Origin of the sequence: Pseudolabrys sp. (assembly GCF_035943735.1) — a bacterium.
Lineage (GTDB): Bacteria > Pseudomonadota > Alphaproteobacteria > Rhizobiales > Xanthobacteraceae > Pseudolabrys.
The window spans coordinates 69,532-85,254 of sequence record NZ_DASZBV010000009.1; the positions used below are offsets into that span (position 1 = coordinate 69,532).

Annotated in this window: 12 protein-coding genes and 1 tRNA gene; 8 read left to right on the forward strand and 5 right to left on the reverse strand. The window is 66.6% G+C overall.

Translation table 11 applies throughout. The features are described from left to right. Positions 1-41 precede the first annotated feature (41 nt). The 3 genes from VGV41_RS06100 to VGV41_RS06110 all read left to right on the forward strand — a co-directional run bounded on the left by VGV41_RS06100 (position 42) and on the right by VGV41_RS06110 (position 3,522). A complete protein-coding gene (locus VGV41_RS06100; RefSeq protein ID WP_326862844.1) occupies positions 42-1,019 on the forward strand; it encodes a tripartite tricarboxylate transporter substrate binding protein in 978 nt (325 codons plus the stop codon). A gap of 166 nt (positions 1,020-1,185) precedes the next feature. After that, positions 1,186-3,141, forward strand: a complete 1,956-nt coding sequence (locus tag VGV41_RS06105; RefSeq protein ID WP_326862845.1) for a thiamine pyrophosphate-binding protein — start codon at positions 1,186-1,188, stop codon at positions 3,139-3,141. Between the two features lie 12 nt (positions 3,142-3,153). Further along, on the forward strand, positions 3,154-3,522 hold the full coding sequence (locus VGV41_RS06110; RefSeq protein WP_326862846.1) for a cytochrome c: 369 nt from the start codon (positions 3,154-3,156) through the stop codon (positions 3,520-3,522). A 95-nt stretch (positions 3,523-3,617) separates the two neighbouring features. On the opposite strand, the gene VGV41_RS06115 is transcribed toward VGV41_RS06110, so the two are convergent. Beyond that, positions 3,618-5,075 (reverse strand): tetratricopeptide repeat protein, encoded by a 1,458-nt coding sequence (locus VGV41_RS06115; protein WP_326862847.1) that lies wholly within the window; start codon positions 5,073-5,075, stop codon positions 3,618-3,620. A gap of 485 nt (positions 5,076-5,560) precedes the next feature. Between VGV41_RS06115 and VGV41_RS06120 the strand changes: the two genes are divergently transcribed. The 3 genes from VGV41_RS06120 to VGV41_RS06130 all read left to right on the forward strand — a co-directional run bounded on the left by VGV41_RS06120 (position 5,561) and on the right by VGV41_RS06130 (position 7,331). Beyond that, on the forward strand, positions 5,561-5,842 hold the full coding sequence (locus VGV41_RS06120; protein WP_326862848.1) for a hypothetical protein: 282 nt from the start codon (positions 5,561-5,563) through the stop codon (positions 5,840-5,842). Positions 5,843-6,133: 291 nt separating this feature from the next. Next, the gene (locus VGV41_RS06125; protein WP_326862850.1) at positions 6,134-6,409 is read left to right on the forward strand and encodes a hypothetical protein; all 276 of its coding nucleotides are present in this window, start codon (positions 6,134-6,136) and stop codon (positions 6,407-6,409) included. Positions 6,410-6,623: 214 nt separating this feature from the next. Continuing rightward, positions 6,624-7,331 carry a class II aldolase/adducin family protein gene (locus VGV41_RS06130; protein WP_326862851.1) on the forward strand — a complete coding sequence of 236 codons (708 nt, stop codon included), beginning with the start codon at positions 6,624-6,626 and terminating at the stop codon, positions 7,329-7,331. An 80-nt stretch (positions 7,332-7,411) separates the two neighbouring features. Here VGV41_RS06130 and VGV41_RS06135 read toward each other — a convergent pair. Continuing rightward, a tRNA-Arg gene (locus VGV41_RS06135) sits at positions 7,412-7,488 on the reverse strand. Positions 7,489-7,814: 326 nt separating this feature from the next. Between VGV41_RS06135 and VGV41_RS06140 the strand changes: the two genes are divergently transcribed. Continuing rightward, a complete protein-coding gene (locus tag VGV41_RS06140) occupies positions 7,815-10,193 on the forward strand; it encodes an efflux RND transporter permease subunit (RefSeq protein ID WP_326862852.1) in 2,379 nt (792 codons plus the stop codon). Here VGV41_RS06140 and VGV41_RS06145 read toward each other — a convergent pair. Together VGV41_RS06145 and VGV41_RS06150 are read right to left on the reverse strand one after the other, a co-directional pair. Continuing rightward, the gene (locus tag VGV41_RS06145; protein ID WP_326862853.1) at positions 10,190-10,666 is read right to left on the reverse strand and encodes a hypothetical protein; all 477 of its coding nucleotides are present in this window, start codon (positions 10,664-10,666) and stop codon (positions 10,190-10,192) included. The genes VGV41_RS06140 and VGV41_RS06145 overlap by 4 nt on opposite strands. 157 nt (positions 10,667-10,823) lie before the next feature. Further along, positions 10,824-12,206: a cytochrome P450 gene (locus tag VGV41_RS06150; protein WP_326862854.1), complete on the reverse strand. Its 1,383-nt coding sequence runs from the start codon at positions 12,204-12,206 to the stop codon at positions 10,824-10,826. Positions 12,207-12,389: 183 nt separating this feature from the next. On the opposite strand from VGV41_RS06150, the gene VGV41_RS06155 reads away from it, so the two are divergent. After that, positions 12,390-12,941 (forward strand): DUF2147 domain-containing protein, encoded by a 552-nt coding sequence (locus VGV41_RS06155; protein WP_326862855.1) that lies wholly within the window; start codon positions 12,390-12,392, stop codon positions 12,939-12,941. Here the strand turns inward: VGV41_RS06155 and VGV41_RS06160 are convergent. After that, positions 12,921-15,536: an MMPL family transporter gene (locus tag VGV41_RS06160; RefSeq protein WP_326862856.1), complete on the reverse strand. Its 2,616-nt coding sequence runs from the start codon at positions 15,534-15,536 to the stop codon at positions 12,921-12,923. The genes VGV41_RS06155 and VGV41_RS06160 overlap by 21 nt on opposite strands. Positions 15,537-15,723 lie beyond the last annotated feature (187 nt).

A 15,723-nucleotide genomic window follows, 5' to 3' on the forward strand; every position in this document is an offset into this window, starting at 1 on the left:
TGTCCGGATTTCCAACGATCCGTTCGTCGCGGAGATTGACAATGCCTCTCTTGAAACATCTGGCGCTCGCCGCCACAGCCGCCCTGCTTCTCGCCCCGATGCAGAGCTGGGCGCAAAGCAACTACCCCACCCGCCCGGTGCACCTCGTCGTCGGCTTCGCCGCCGGCTCTAGCGGCGACGTCGCCGCCCGTATCGTCGGGCAGAAGCTCGCCCAGATCCTCGGCCAGAATGTCATCGTCGAGAACCGGCCGGGCGCCAGCGGCGTCGTCGCCGCCGAGAACGTCGCGCGCGCCGAGAAGGATGGGTACACGCTGCTGCTCGCGACCATCGCCAACACCATCAACACCACGATGCTGCCGGGCAAGGGGCCGAATTTCGAGACGGCCTTCGCACCGATCACTTTGATCGGCTCGCTGCCGGAAGTGCTGGTGGTGAAAAAGGATCTGCCGGTCAGCGACGTCAAAGGGCTGATCGCGCTGGGCAAGTCGCGCAAGGAGCCGCTGCTGTACGGCGCTTCCGGCGTCGGCAGCGGCCCGCGCATGGCGAGCGAGCTGTTCGCGCAAATGGCCGGCATCGACATGACGCCGGTGCTCTATCCCGGCAGCGGCCAGACGGTGACCGATCTCATGGCCGGGCGCATCGACGTCGAGTTCGCGCCCGCCTCGAGCGTGCTCGGCATCATCAAGCAGGGAAGCGTCAAGGCGCTCGCCACGACCGGCACCAAGCGCGCCAGCGTGCTGCCGGACCTGCCGACGGTCGCCGAATCCGGCCTGCCGGGCTACGACACCAGCCTCTGGTTCGGCATCCTGGCGCCGGTCGGGACGCCGAAGCCGCTCCTCGATAAGCTGTCGGCCTCGATCAACCAGACGCTCAAGGATCCGGCGGTGCTCAAGGAACTGCACAACGAAGGTCTCGACGCCGCCGGCGGCACTCCGGAAGAGTTTGCCAGCTATATCAAGAGCGAAACGGCGCGCTGGGCGAAGGTCATTCACGGCATGAAACAGATCAAGCCGAAGTGAGGACGTGCATGCCGGTCAGGTCGGTACCCTGCCAGGACGCCGACATGGCCGGCATGCTGCAATCTCGTTTGATGATGACGCCAAGACTCCGATAGCTTTCCGCACATAGAACGCGAAGACGGGACGGCGCACCGCCGAAAACCGTCTGCAACAGAGGGAGACGCTGATGCCCGACAAATCACCACGTCTGGCGGTGAGCCGACGCAAGTTTCTCGGTACCGTCGCAGTCGCTGGCGCCGCATCGGCGGTAGGCGACCTCGACAACAAGGCGCTCGCGGCAGCACCGGCAAAAGCCGAACCGGTCAAGCCGTCCGCGCTGCCGCCGTCGGCGAAAGTAGCGGCGGCCGAGACGAGCGCGCCCGACGCACAGGCGCCAGTGATGGGGACGCCGAATTCGGATTTCATGGTCGACGTCATCAAGACGCTCGACATCGACTACGTCGCAGCCAATCCGGCCAACAGCTTTCGTGGGCTGCACGAGTCGCTGCTGACCCATGGCGGCAACAAGAAGCCGGAATTCCTCACCTGTATGCACGAGGAATCCTCGGTGGCCATGGCGCACGGCTACTTCAAGGTCGCCGGCAAGCCGATGCTGGTGCTCTGCCACGGCACTGTCGGCCTGCAGCATGCCTCGATGGCGGTCTACAACGCCTGGTGCGATCAGGTCCCGATCGTCATCATCGGCGGCAACGATCTCGATGCCAGCAAGCGCCCGCCGTTCGTGCCGACCTATCACTCGGCGCAAGACATCGGCGCGCTGCTGCGTGACTTCGTCAAGTGGGACGACATGCCGGTATCCGCGCAGCACTTCGCGGAATCTTTCGTGCGCGCCTACAAGCTGTCGATGACGCCGCCCTACGAACCGGTGCTGCTCTCGCTCGACTCCGACCTGCAGGAAGAGCCGATCGAGAACCGCGACAAGCTGACGATCCCGCGCTACGTGCCGACCTCGCCGCCGCAAGGCGACAGCAACGCCGTGCGTGAAGCAGCCAGGCTGCTCGTCCAGGCCGAGAATCCGGTCATCGTGGCCGACAGGCTGGCGCGCACGCCGGCGGGCATGGGCCTGCTCGTCGAGCTCGCCGAGCTGTTGAACGCGCCGGTGGTCGATCGGCGCAGCCGCCTGAACATGCCGACCACGCATTACCTGCACCAGACCGGCCGCGGCAAGGTGCTCGTCCACAATGCCGACGTCATCCTCGGGCTGGAGCTGTCCGATTTCTACGGGACGGTGAACACCTACATCGATAACGGCGAGAACACCCGCCACCCGAAGACGAAGCCGGGCGTGAAGCTGATCAGCATCAGTTCGCGCGATTACTACCTGAAATCCAACTACCAGGACTTCCAGCGCTTCCAGCCGGTCGACGTCTCGATCGCCGGCGACGCGGAAGCCACCATGCCGGCGCTGATCGAGGCGGTGAAGAAGGCATTGCCCGCTGATCGCAAGGCGGCGCTGGAGAAACGCGGCGAGGCCATGCGTAAGGCGTGGTCCGCAACGCGGGCCCGCACGCTGCAGGCCGCCACCTACGCCTGGGACGCGAGCCCGGTGAGCACCGCGCGATTGGCGTCGGAGGTCTGGGCGCAGATCAAGGACGAGGACTGGTCGCTGGTCAGCTCGGACCGCATGATCAGCAGCTGGGCGAGCCGCCTCTGGCCGATGGAGAAACACTACCAGTTCATCGGCGGCCCCGGCGGCTTCGGCATCGGCTACGGCTCGCCGGCCGCAGTCGGCGCGGCGCTCGCCAACCGGCCGCACGGACGCTTCTCGGTCAACATCCAGACCGACGGCGACATGATGTACGCGCCGGGCGTGCTGTGGACGGCCGCGCATCACCGCATCCCGCTGCTGAACGTGATGCACAACAATCACGGCTATCATCAGGAGGTGATGCACGTTCAGCGCATGGCCGACCGCCGCAACCGTCCGCTGCCCGACGGACCGATCGGCACACAGATCAACGGACCGAACATCGACTACGCCAAGCTCGCGCAATCGATGGGTTGGTGGGCGAGCGGACCGATTACGGATCCGAAAGACCTCGCGCCGACGCTCAAGCGCGCGGTCGAGGTGGTGAAGGCCGGCGAACCGGCTCTGGTCGACGTTTACACGCAACCGCGCTGAGGGGCTGGCACCATGCAAAGCATCAAACTCGCAAGCGTCCTTGCCGCCGCCGCTCTCGTGGCCGCGCTGACGTCCACAACTGCCAGCGCCGCCTCCGCCGAACACGGCAAGGCGGTGTTCATTCAGAAAGGCTGCTGGCAGTGCCACGGCACGCAGGGCCAGGGCGCGGTGACGGGCCCAAGGCTTGCGCCCGATCCCATTCCGCTCGAGGCGATCGCCAATTTCATCCGCAACAGCACGGGGCCGATGCCGCCCTACCGCAAGGCGATCCTCTCCGACGCCGACCTCGCGGACATCTATGCCTATCTGCAGTCGGTTCCGAAGCCGCCGGCCGTGAAAGACGTGCCGCTGCTCAATCAGTGGGCCAGCCAGCCGAAGTGATCGACGGGTGAGCGCGGCCGCGCTCACCGCATCGGTAACCGCGGATCGTCGCCGACAGCGACGGTCCGCTTTCTTTTTTCGAAGGCTTCCCTGTCCTAGTGCCGGACGAATTGCGCCGAATTGCGGAAAGCGAGGACGAGGTCGAGCAATTGCTGGTGCGGGTCCTTCGCCTCGGCCGGAGCGGCGAGCGGCTCCATCCCTGCTCCCGCCAGCAGCGCGTGCGCGCTCTGCAACGTCGCGCGATGATCGCAGTCGATGAAGAACGAATGGCGCGCCAGCTGTAATAACAAGCGGGACAGCAGGTCGCGGTCCGGCCGCACGATCGTGTTTCCGACAAGCTCGTCGAGCCGGAACGAGGTCACGAAGGGAAACAGCGAGCCGAGGCGCAGCCGGCCGTCGATCGCGGCGCCGCGCAGCGCCAGATCGATGGGCAACGCGGCCCCCTGCGACAGGCTGCGCGACAGAACATCCACCACTTTCGCAATCGACCGGCGGTTGACGACGAAGGACATCGTGCTGGCGAAGTAATCGACGAATGCCGGCTGCACGCGGACGATCCCACCGCCCGCATCGCGCGCGATGCAGCGATCGTACAGCGCCTTGGTCCGGGCGAAGTCGCGGCTCGACGGCTGCACGACGGTGTCGGTGAAGACGACGTCGAAGTGCTCCAGCGCGCCGGAGCCGATCAGCGCGCCGATGGCCGGCACGGTGAATCGCGAGAGCACGACATCGTCCTCGACGATGTGCAAATGGCAATCGCTGTCGAGCTTCTTCTGCAGCAGAAACAGATGCGAGAGAAAGCAGCCGACCTCGCCGCGGCGCAGGCGCTCGCTCGGCAGGTTGAAGGTGGCGCCGTCCACGGCGGCGACGCGCTGATAGGGCTGCGCCGGCGCGTGGCGGGCGATCTCGCCTTCGACCCGCGCCCGCCGGTCCGTGCTGCGATCGAGATTGACGTAGAAGCCGGCATAGCGCGGCGGCGTCTCGTGGTGATCCGCGAGCGCCGGCAAGGCCACGCCGCGACGGTTCACCGCCTGCAGCGCAAGCCCGCGATTGAAGCGGGCTTCGTAATGATCGGCGCGGAGCGCAAGCGCTTGGTCATAGCCGGCGATCGCCTCCTCGAGGCGATCCAGTTCGCAGAGCGCGTCGGCCCGCTTGACCAACGCCTCGACGAAATCCGGCCGGCCCGCCAGCACGCGATCGTAGCCCTGCACAGCCTCGTCGAAACGGCCGAGATCGTCGAGGCAGATCGCCCGCAGATACAGCGCCTCGATCAAATCGGCGCGCAGCGCGAGGATACGCTCGTAGTCCGCCAGCGCGGTCTGCGGCCCTTTCAGCTCATGCAGCGCGATGGCGCGATGGAGCAAGGCCTCGAGAAAATCAGGCCGCAGCGTCAGCGCGCGGTCGAAACAGGCCAGAGCTTCGTGACGATTGCCGGCATCGACGAGCCTGCGGCCTTCGCCGAACCAGGCGTCGGCGGTCTGGGCGTGCCGTGGAAGTGCGGGAGTTACAGGGCTCTCCGCTGCCTCGTGCGCCGCAAGGGTAATGTTCGCCATCGCGCAGGAACCGAGGCCAGCCGGACCGGAACTCAGCCCCGTTCTAGGTCCGCCATGGTTAGCGAACGATTAACGGGCGATCCGGCGGTCGCGGGCTCGCATCTGCAGCCTGGGGCCGCGACCGGGCATGTCGACCCCGTAAACACGAAGCATTGGCGCCCGCCGGCCCGAAGCGAATGCCGAACGCCACGATGGCCGCCGCGGCGCCCCGACAGCGAAGCATGCGCAGGCATCGGCAGCGACTTGACAACCGTCACATCTCGGCGCGCGAATTGATAAAACGCAAGTCGAAAATCACAAATTCCCCGCGACGTCGTTGATTTTACGGAAGCCGTTGATCCAGATCAGCGAGCAAGCGTCAATTTGTAATTATCGATATAGGACCAGCCAGCCTCCCCGATCCCGCACTGGTGGGGAACTCCCAAGGGTTGACGCCCTCTGCGGATCGCTTTTCCGCTCGTGGAGGCAATACAGTGAGGTTCGTCATGAAAAAGATCGCACTTTCAGCCGCCGTTCTCGCCCTGCTCTCCATGCCCGCCTTCGCGCAGGTCACCGGCCCGAGCAACGCGCCGGCGCAACGCGACTCCGGCACGGCCGCGACCTCGGGAAGTGGCGTGCAGGTTTCTCCGCCCGCGTCGAAGACCCCCGGCTTCACCAAGGGCAACGACGTGTACGACTGCACCGGCAAATACCTAGGCACCGATCCGGATCCGCAAATCCGGCTGCAGTTGTATCGCGAGGGCGACAAGAGCTGCCAGGGTAACTGACATCCGTCGCGTGACTATGTCGAGAGGCCGCCGGTTTGGCGGCCTCTTTCGCTGCAGTTCCACGCTATTGTTCCCATCGACGATCTTTGGCTTGCAGCGCAACAAAACGACGCGCCATGCGTTTTCATCGGAAGCGGCGGCCACAGACCATGGCAGCAACGTTTCTGCGCCCAAGGAACAACGAGAAGAACGCACTGGTCTCGACTGCCCTTGTCAAGCTGACATGGATTTCGGCGAATGGCGGCATCCGCTGCCAAGCCGACGTCTGTCAGTTCAAAGAAGGAGACGGCTATGTTGAAAACACTCATGATCGGTGCGGCACTTGCCGCGATGATCGGCGCGCCGGCGATGGCGCAGTCGTATGACCCGTCCGTCGGCAGCGGCAACATCGTTCGCGGCCACGGCCATATGTATAGCCGCTCGACAGTGCCGAGCGACAGCTATGGCAGCGACCGCTATGGCTATGACACCTCCGAGGGCGGCTACGGCGGCGCTTACGCGTTCGCGCCCGCGCACGATTACGACGCCTACGGGCATCATCGCGCCTATCGCCAGGACCAAGACTAACGAGCTTGCGTAATGACGAAAGCCCCGGCCAAGCGGCCGGGGCTTTTGTTTTGCGCGCGCGGGAGCACGCCGGGCGGTATCGCGATCTGCGGCCTGATCGCATCGCCGAGGGGCCTGCCAGGCGGATCGGCCCTGCGCCCCCGCGTATTCCCAAAAGCTCCGCAGTCCTCTAAACCGCCGCGAGAACCGACACCAATCGCAGGGGAGCAGGGACGTGGCATCGACGCATGCGGAGATCAAGGAACGGATGGTTTGGGCGGGGAAGGTCCTCGTCGGGGAAGGACAGGACGATTTCACCCGCGGGCACATCTCCTGCCGGCTGCCGGACGATCCCTCGCTCTTCTTCATGAAGCCGCACAGCATCGGCCTCGACGAGATCACGGTCGACAACATCCTCACCATCGACCTCGACGGCAAGGTCGTCGCCGGCACCGCCCGGCGCCACAGCGAAGTCTATATCCATTCCGAGATCTTCAAGGTGCGGCCCGACGTGAATTGCGTCCTGCACACGCATCCGCCGTACAGCATCGCCCTGTCCGCCTGCAACCGCCCCCTTCTGGCCTATAGCCAGCCCGGCGCGCTGTTCCATAAATCGGTCGGCCTTTACGAGGACACGATCAACCTCATCCGCAGCGAGGCGATGGGCGCGGGCGTCGCGCGCGCGCTCGGGCCGCATCGCGCCGTGCTGCTGAAGAACCACGGCGCCGTCACGGTCGGCAGCACCATCGGCGAGACGGTGGTCGGCATGATCATGCTGGAGAATGCCGCGCAGATTCAGATGATCGCGGAAGCCGCCGGCGAGACGCGGCCGCTATTCCCGGACGCCGACATCCAGAAGCTCCAGCACGACATCAGCCGGGTCGACCAGTTCGACATCAACTTCGACTATCTGGTGCGCCGCGCCCGCCGCAAGTGGGCGTGATCGTATCTCCGCTGCGCGGCCGCATGGCCGCGCGGTGGGGCTGCTCGGGTTGCGAGGGTACCGTGGTCTGGCCGTTGAACTGGCGCGCCGGAAGGGATTCGAACCCCTGACCCCCAGATTCGAAGTCTGGTGCTCTATCCAGCTGAGCTACCGGCGCCGCGCTAGGGTCAACGCACCCTAGCGCAGGCGGCGCAAGCCGGGGAACGGCTTTTTCCAGAACAATTTCCGAGTCATGCACGTGGCAATGGCAGCGGCGGTATGGACCTTGAACAGTCCCTCGCCGTTGTCCACTATCCGCGGGGGCAGAGTCCAGACGGTGACCGGGTAATCGCGAGCGGTGCGGCGCGCGTCCAGCGCCGATGGAGCAGCGTGTTTGGCCGTGCGACTGAACGCTTCATCGAACCGTCACGGGCGCAGCCCGCCGCGCTTATCCGCCATTGGCGCGGTTGCGGCTGATCGCAGGCAGACGTCGTGGCCCAACGCATGACGCACACGGATGGCGGCGAGCACCTGCCGGTCAGCGGGCCCCGCAATCTCGCGCTCGGCATCGAGCGCATCGGCCTCCTGCCGATCCGCTTTCCGCTCATCGCCGCGCTGGTCTTCCTCGTCCTGCTCGGCGCCGGCGCAGTCGGCTTCGAGCGGCTGAAGGTCGACGACTCGCTCAGCCAGCTGTTCCGCTCCGACACGCCCGAATACAAGACCTACCAGGAGGTCACGCACCGCTTCCCGGCGAGCGAATACGACGTGCTGGTCGTCATCGAGGGCGACAAGCTGATGGCGCGCTCGTCGCTCGAGAAGCTGCGCGACATGGCGATCGACCTGCAGCTCATCGACGGCACGCGCGGGCTGATCTCATTGTTCTCCGCGCGCGAGCCACCGCCGCCGGGCGGCGGGGTGCCGCCGCCTCTGTTCCCGCAGACGCTGCCGACCGGCGCCGACTACGATGCGCTGGTCCACCGCGTGCTCACCAATGAGATCATCCGCGGCAAGCTGGTCTCCGACGACGGCAAGCTGGCGCTGTTCGTGCTCGCGCTCGATCCGGGGGCGGTCGACAACGGCAAGCTCGCCAAGATCGTCGGCGACGTGCGTTCGACGGTGCACGACGACCTCGCCGGCGCCGGGTTGAAGAGCGATTTGTCCGGCGTGCCGGTGATGCAGCTCGAGATCCGCAACGCCATCGAGCGCGACCGGCTGATCTACAATTCGCTCGGCTTCATCGCCGGCTGCCTGATTGCGGTGATGTTCTTCCGCCGCATCTCCTTCATGATCATCGCCGCCGGCCCGCCGCTCGCGGCCATCCTGCTGGCGCTCGGCACGCTCGGCTGGCTCGATTTTCGGCTCAACATGTTTTTGAACGTGATGACGCCGCTGATCATGGTCATCAGCTTCTCCGACTCGATGCAGCTGACGTTCGCGGCGCGCGACCGGTTGATCGCCGGCGACAGCAAGGTGGCGGCGTTCCGCAACGCGCTCTACATCGTCGGCCCCGCCTGCGTGCTCACGCACGCCACCGCCGGCGTATCATTCATCGCGCTGATGTTCTCGCAATCCGACTTGATCCGCGCCTTCGGCGAGGCCGGCCTCGTCGCCGTCGCGGTGGCGATGGTGGCGGTGCTGATGCTGGTGCCGCTGCTCGGCATGCTGCTGATACGCAACGAGACGCGCTTCGCCGAGGAGACGCGCGGCGCCGACACCGGGCTCGATTTCCTGCGCCGCTTCTGCTCGTGGATCGCGACGCAGATGGTGACGCGGCCGGGGCTCTATTCGCTGATCTCGGTCGTCGTGGTCGGCGCCCTCTGCGTCGTCTATCTGCAGCTCCAGCCGCGCTACCGGCTTGCCGACCAGTTGCCCGACCGCGAGCAGGCGGTGCAGGCGGCGCACCGGCTCGATGCCAAGCTGACCGGCGCCAACCCGGTCGACGTCCTGATCCGGATCCCGAAAGGCAAGTCGCTTTACGACCCGGAGACGCTGAACGTCATCGCCGACGTGCATGCGATGGTCGAGAAGCAGGCCGGCGTCGGCAACGTCTGGTCGCTGCAGACCTTGCGCAACTGGCTCGCCGAGAAGCTGCATGTCAGCGACGTCGCGACGCTGAAGAGCTACGTCGACATCCTGCCGAAATACCTGACGCGGCGCTTCATCTCGGCCGACGAGGACGCAGTCATCGTCAACGGCCGCGTGCCCGACATCGACGCCAGCCAGCTGCTGCCGGTCATTCGCGCGCTCGACCGCCAGCTCAACCGCGTGCGCGTGCAATATCCCGGCTACACGATCGCCGTCACCGGCCTCTCGGCCATCGCCGCGCGCAACTCGGCGATCATGATCGACCGCTTGAGCCGCGGCCTCACCATCGAGATCGCCTTCGTCGCCGCCTTCATCGGCATCGCCTTCCGCTCGCCGATCGTGATGCTGGTGAGCATTCTGCCCGGCATCTTCCCGATCGTCGCCGCCGGCGCGCTGCTGCTCGCGCTCGGCATGGGGCTGCAGTTCGCCAGCGTCATCGCGCTCACGGTGTCGTTCGGCCTCGGCCTCTCCGCCACCATCCACTTCCTCAACCGCCTGCAGATCGAGGACACGGTCGAGGACGATCCCGGCGTCGGCGTCGAACGCGCCACCGTGCTGGTCGGGCCGCCGCTGATCCTGACCTCGGCGGTGCTTGCCTGCGGCCTGGCGATGACGGTGTTCTCCAGCCTACCGTCGCTGCGGCTGTTCGGCTGGCTGTCGGCGTTCGCGATGATCGCGGCGCTGGTCGCCGACCTGTTCATCCTGCGGCCGGTGGCGATGTCGCTGAGCAAGCTCATGCGTCGCGCCGGCGGCCGGCACCTGTCCGGACCGCGCCGCAAGCGGGTGACGAAGGGCTAGTTGCGCGCCAGTGAGATGGTCGCGCCGCGGATGCTCGAGTCCGGCGTCTCGGACTTGATCGACACCGACTGGCGCTTGCCGTGCGTGACGAGCCCGAACACCGCGGTGAAGGCCGGGCTCTTGGCGAGCACCTTGATGTTCGATCCTTCCGCCGTGCCGTTCAGGCTGCCCGACACGTTGAGCGTCGCCTCGCTCCAGCTGCCGCTCACCTTGCCACCCGCCTCCCTCACCTTGCCGAGGAGGTCGATACGGTAGCTGTCGCTGGCGCAGCGGATGCTGAGCTCGAGATTGGCGCCGCCCAGCACGTCGTAGGCGGCACGGCAGTGCAGCGTCTCTTTCGATTTGTTGGAGAATTCGATGGTGCCGTTGCCGCGCCACTGGCCTTCCAGCCGCGTGAAGGCGTCGCCGGCGAAAGCGCTCGCCGAGCCGCCGATGATCACGCAAAGCACGGCCGCGAAGATTGTCCGATGCATCGGTTTGCCCCCGTCCGCGTCGACGCCGGAAGTGGCGCAGCCAGTCGCCGGCCCGAATTCCCCCGGAATCACGCCCGAGAGCCCAGTATCGCCCATGATGTTCCATTTGGAAACGCCGCCCGCGACGGGCGAGCCGAGGGCATAGACAGCGCGCCGTTCAGCCCCGCCGGCGCAGGATCATCGGCATGCCGCCGTCCGGGCGCAGGGTCATCTTCTGGATGGGGCGCACCGTGTGGCCGGGCGCCAGCGCCCAGTCGAAGCTGCGCGCCAGCGAGGCCAACGTGACGCAGGCTTCCTGCAAAGCGAAGGCCGAGCCGATGCAGACGCGCGGGCCCGCCCCGAACGGCAGATAGGCGAAGCGGTCGATGCTCTCGCGCGCGCCGGGCAGGAAGCGGCTCGGATCGAAGCGGTTCGGACGAGACCACAACGTGCGATGCCGGTGCAGCACGTAAGGCGCGACCACGACCATCGTGCCGCGGCGGACCGCGTGACCGCCGAGGTCGTCCTCGGCGCGCGCGACGCGGCTGATGGCGCTGATCGGCGGATAGAGGCGGTTCGACTCGTCGATGACGGCGCGCGTTTCGACCAGACGGTCGGCGAGTGTGGTGATGTCGTCCTTGTCGAGCTCGCGCTCGGCCTCCGTGCGCAGGCGCGCGCGCCATTCCGGCGACTGCGACAAGAGATAGAGCGACCAGGTCAGGCAGTTCGCGGTGGTCTCGTGGCCGGCGGCGATGAAGGTAAGCACGTTGGCGCGCACCTCTGGCTCGCTCAGTCTGGCGCCGGTTTGCGGATCGGTGGCGTTCAGGAGCAGCGTCAGCAGATCCTGCGGCACGCGCTCGGGCTCTTCGGCGAGCCGGCGGCGGCGCGTCGCGATCAGCGTGTCGATGGTCTTCTCGAAGAAGCGCAAGGTCGACCACACGGTGAGCCGGCGCGGACGCGGGATCGCCGCCGGCAGGCCGAGGATGTCGAACGGGTCGATGCGGCTCGCCACCTCGAAATAGCGCTGCATCGCCAGACGGACGTCCTCGCGGTCGGCACCGATGCCGTCGGAGAAGATCGTGCGCTCGAGCACGTCGAGCGTCAGCCGCGTCACCTCGGCGCCCATATCGACGACGTCACCCTCACGCCGGGTCAGGCGCGCGATGAGCGCATCGGCCGATGCCGTGACGGCGCCGGTGAAGCTCATGACGCTGCGGCGGGAGAACAATGGCGCCAGCGCCCGGCGCTGCACGCGCCATTGATGGCCCTCGGCGCTGAGCAGCCCATCGGCGAGACCGGCCGAGAGGATGCGCCGCTGCATCCAGTCCTTTTCGTAATTGCGCGGGTTATCGAGCAGCACGCGGCGGATCGCGGCCGGCTCGCTCACCACCACCGCCCGGCCGAACGGCAGGCCGCCGGGGACGACCGGCTCTTCGAAGTGCTTCCGCGTCCAGGCTTCCAGCGGGTTGGTGGCCAGGACCTTTAGGAGCGACAGAACGCCAAGCGGTTGCGCACGTGGGATCGGCGCAGGCGGCCTCGGCAGGGTCACTGTCTGCAGCATGCGGCGAACTCGCGGTAGAACGACATGACAAACGACAAGAGCCTCATAAACGGCAGAGTTCCATCGCGGTTCCATTGTCCGCAAGTGTTTTTATCCCTCCCCGCGCCCGGCCGATTGAACCATTCGGCTCGTTCGACATTTGGTTCAGTGCAATCTTCTCGTGGCCGATCAGGGGTTTGCCCAATGTCTATGCGATTCCGAACGACCGCCGGCCTGGCCGTGGCCGCGTTTTTGCTGGTCGGCGGCGCTGCCATAGCCGCGCCCGGACAGGCCGGTCCTGCCGGCACCTGGCGCACGGAAAAGGGCGACGCGCTGATCCGCATCGTCGACTGCGGCGGCCAGTACTGGGGCGTCGTCGCATGGGAGAAGACGCCGGGCACCGACCGCAAGAATCCGAACCCGGCTCTGAAGTCGCGGCCGACGCTCGGCATGCCGGTGCTGCTCAGCATGCGGCAGGACCAAAGCGATCGCTGGAGCGGGCACATCTACAATGCCGAGGACGGGCAGACCTACGACAGTCACATCAAGCTGAAAGGCGCAGACACGCTGCGCGTTGAAGGCTGCGTACTCGGCATCATGTGCGGCGGCGAGACCTGGACCCGCGCCGGAGCCGCAACGCCGGTCGCCGATAGCCATCACCCGTCGCGGCCCTACACCAACGGCGCCGGCCGTGCCCGCGCATCAATCGCGGAAGAGCCGCCGGCGCGCGTCTGCTCAGGGATCGGCCGGCGCTGAGGCCGCGGGGTCGATCTCGCGCGGCTTGCCCATCAGCGCCGGCTGGAACAGCACGGCGGCGCAGAGCGTGCAGCCGAGCGACAGCGCCAGCAGCTTGCCCATGCTCGCCGTGCCTGGATGGCTCGACAGGCAGAGGCTGCCGAAGGCGGTCGCCGTCGTCAGCGCGCTCCAGATCACCGCGCGCGTCAGGCTCGACTGCAGCAGATTGGTCTGCCCCGAGCGCCACGCCAGGATGTAATAGATCTTGAACGCCACGCCGACGCCGAGCAGCAGCGGCAGCGCGATGATGTTGGCGAAGTTCAGCGGCATGCCGACGATGACGCAGACCTCCAATGTCACCACGCCGGCAAGCAGCAGCGGCACCAGCGTCAACAGCACGTCGCCGATACGGCGCAGCACGATCAGCAGGATGATGGCGATCGACAGCAGCGCGTAGATGCCGGCGTGCACGAAGGCCGAGACGATCGTCTTGCTCGATTCGAGAATCGAGATCGGCCCGCCGGTCGCCATCGGATAGGCGGCACTCACCGCCTGTGCGAAGTTGCGCAGCACTTCGGTCTTGTCCGGATCGCCTTTCGGGAAGGCCTGCACCCGCGCCTTGCCGTCGGCCGCGAGCCACTGGCTTTTCAGCGGCGCGGGTATGCCGGCCGCGCTCACCGGCGCCGCCTGCAACTGGTTCGACAGCATCGCGAGATCGACCTTGAGTGGCACAAGGAACACGGCGGCCGCCTTGTCGCGCAAGGCTTGGGCGCCCTGCGCGAGCTTTGTCATATCGTCGGCGAGGCGACGCGCGGCGACGGCGCCCGGCCCCTGCGCCGCACCGGCCATCTGCTTGAGCCGCGCCGCAGTCTTGGTCAGCGCCTCGACATTGTCGGCGTCGGTCGCGCGATCCTCATCCGCCGGCGGCTTCAGCGCCGAACCGACTTTCTGCGCGAGATCGTGGATCATTGCTAGCTTTTGCGGCTGGTCGTCGGGGATGAAGCTCTGCAGCGTCATCACCCGCTCGACCTCCGGCAGCGCGCGCAGACGCGCGGCGACGGTCTGCGCTTCGGCGAGCGAGCCCGCCGCCACATCCACCGCGTTGACGCCGACGCCGGGATCGCGCTGCACGTCGAGCAATGTCGAGATCGACTCCGCCTGGATGCTGCGCAGGTGGATCGGATTGAAGTCGAACGAGAGATAATAAAGAAGCGGCAGCCCGGCGAGCGCCACCGCGACGGTGCCCGCCACCACGCCGACGCGATGCCGCTGCAGGAAGTCATCGACGGGCGCCAGCGCCTTGTAGCCGATCGGCTCGGGCTCGCCCTGCGGATTCATCACCGTGATCAGCGCCGGCAGCAAGGTGATGCTGGTGGCATAGGCGATCAGCATGCCGGCGCCGGCGATCTGGCCGAGCTCGGAGAGGCCGCGATAGTCGGTCGGCAGGAAGGAGAGGAAGCCGGCGGCCACCGCGGCGGCGGCGAGCGTCAGCGGCACGCCGATGTCGGCGGCGGTACGCTCGAGCGATTCCTTCAGGTCGGGGCAGACATGGCGCTCGGCGCGATAGCGCACCGAGAACTGGATGGCGAAGTCGACGCCGAGGCCGACAAACAGCACGGCGAAGGCCACCGAAATCATGTTGAGCGCGCCGACCATCAGCAGGCCGAGCGCCGCGGTCATGGCGAGACCGGCGAACAGATTGATGAAGACCGCGCCGATGATGCGCTTCGATTTCAGCGCCAGCCACAGGATCACCAACACGATGACCACGGTGCCGATGATGTTGGTCCAGGCGCCCTGCTGCACCGTGGAGAATTCCTCGTCGCCCATCGGCACCGTGCCGGTCAGGCGCACGCGCGCACCGAACCGTTCCGCCAGGTGCAGGTCGGCTGCCGCCTTGCGGATGGCGGTGTCGGCTTTCAGGCCGGGCTCGAGCGCCGAGTAGTCGAGCACCGGCTCGACTTCGACAAAGCGCCGCAGCTGCGTCGTCGGCGCCTTGGCGCCGCTCATCAGTTCCTGCCAGGAAAACACGGCCGGCTGACCGGCGATCACATTGTCGAGCGCGCCCGCCGCCATCGTCATCGGCCGCGCCATCTGGTCGAGCGTGAGCTTGTTCTGCACCACGCCGGCAAGACCGAGATTGAGCGCGGCGGTCAGCCCGCGCAGGCTCTGATCGTTGTTGAGCGCATCGATGAGCGGCTCTGCCGCGCCGAGCCCGCGTGTGAACTGCGCCACCTCGCCGGTCGGTTGAAACAGCAGCCCGTTGCGCGCGAAGAACGGACTACCGCTGGTGTCCTCGACCGCGCGGAAAAGCTCCGGATGCCCCTGCAACTGCTGCACCAGCGCCTCGGTCGCCGCCGAGACCAGTTCGGGCGTCGGTGCGTCGATGACGACGAGCGTCGACGCGAAGTGGCCGGGAAACTCCTTCTCGAATGCCGCCTCGCGGTGGCGCCACGGCAGATCTGACGAAATTAGCTTGTTGATGTCGGTGTTTATGGCGAAATGCGTGGCGGTATAGGCCGCCGAGCCCGCGGTCACGGCGAGCGCCACGACGATCACGAGCCAGGGAAACCGCGTGCAAATGCGGACGATGCGGGAAACGACGGCGGCCAGCATGAGGCGATAAACCTATTTCCTCGCCCCATTTCCGGTTCCGGGGCGCGGTATTCACCGCCGGGGTCCGGGGAACCATTCAGAGCGACCTCTATTATCCCCCATCGAGCGCCTTTTCGAGGCGTTTAGATGACCTGATCGCTGGGGGGCGTTCGAAGGTGCGCCGCACCGGGACACCCCTACGGCGCTT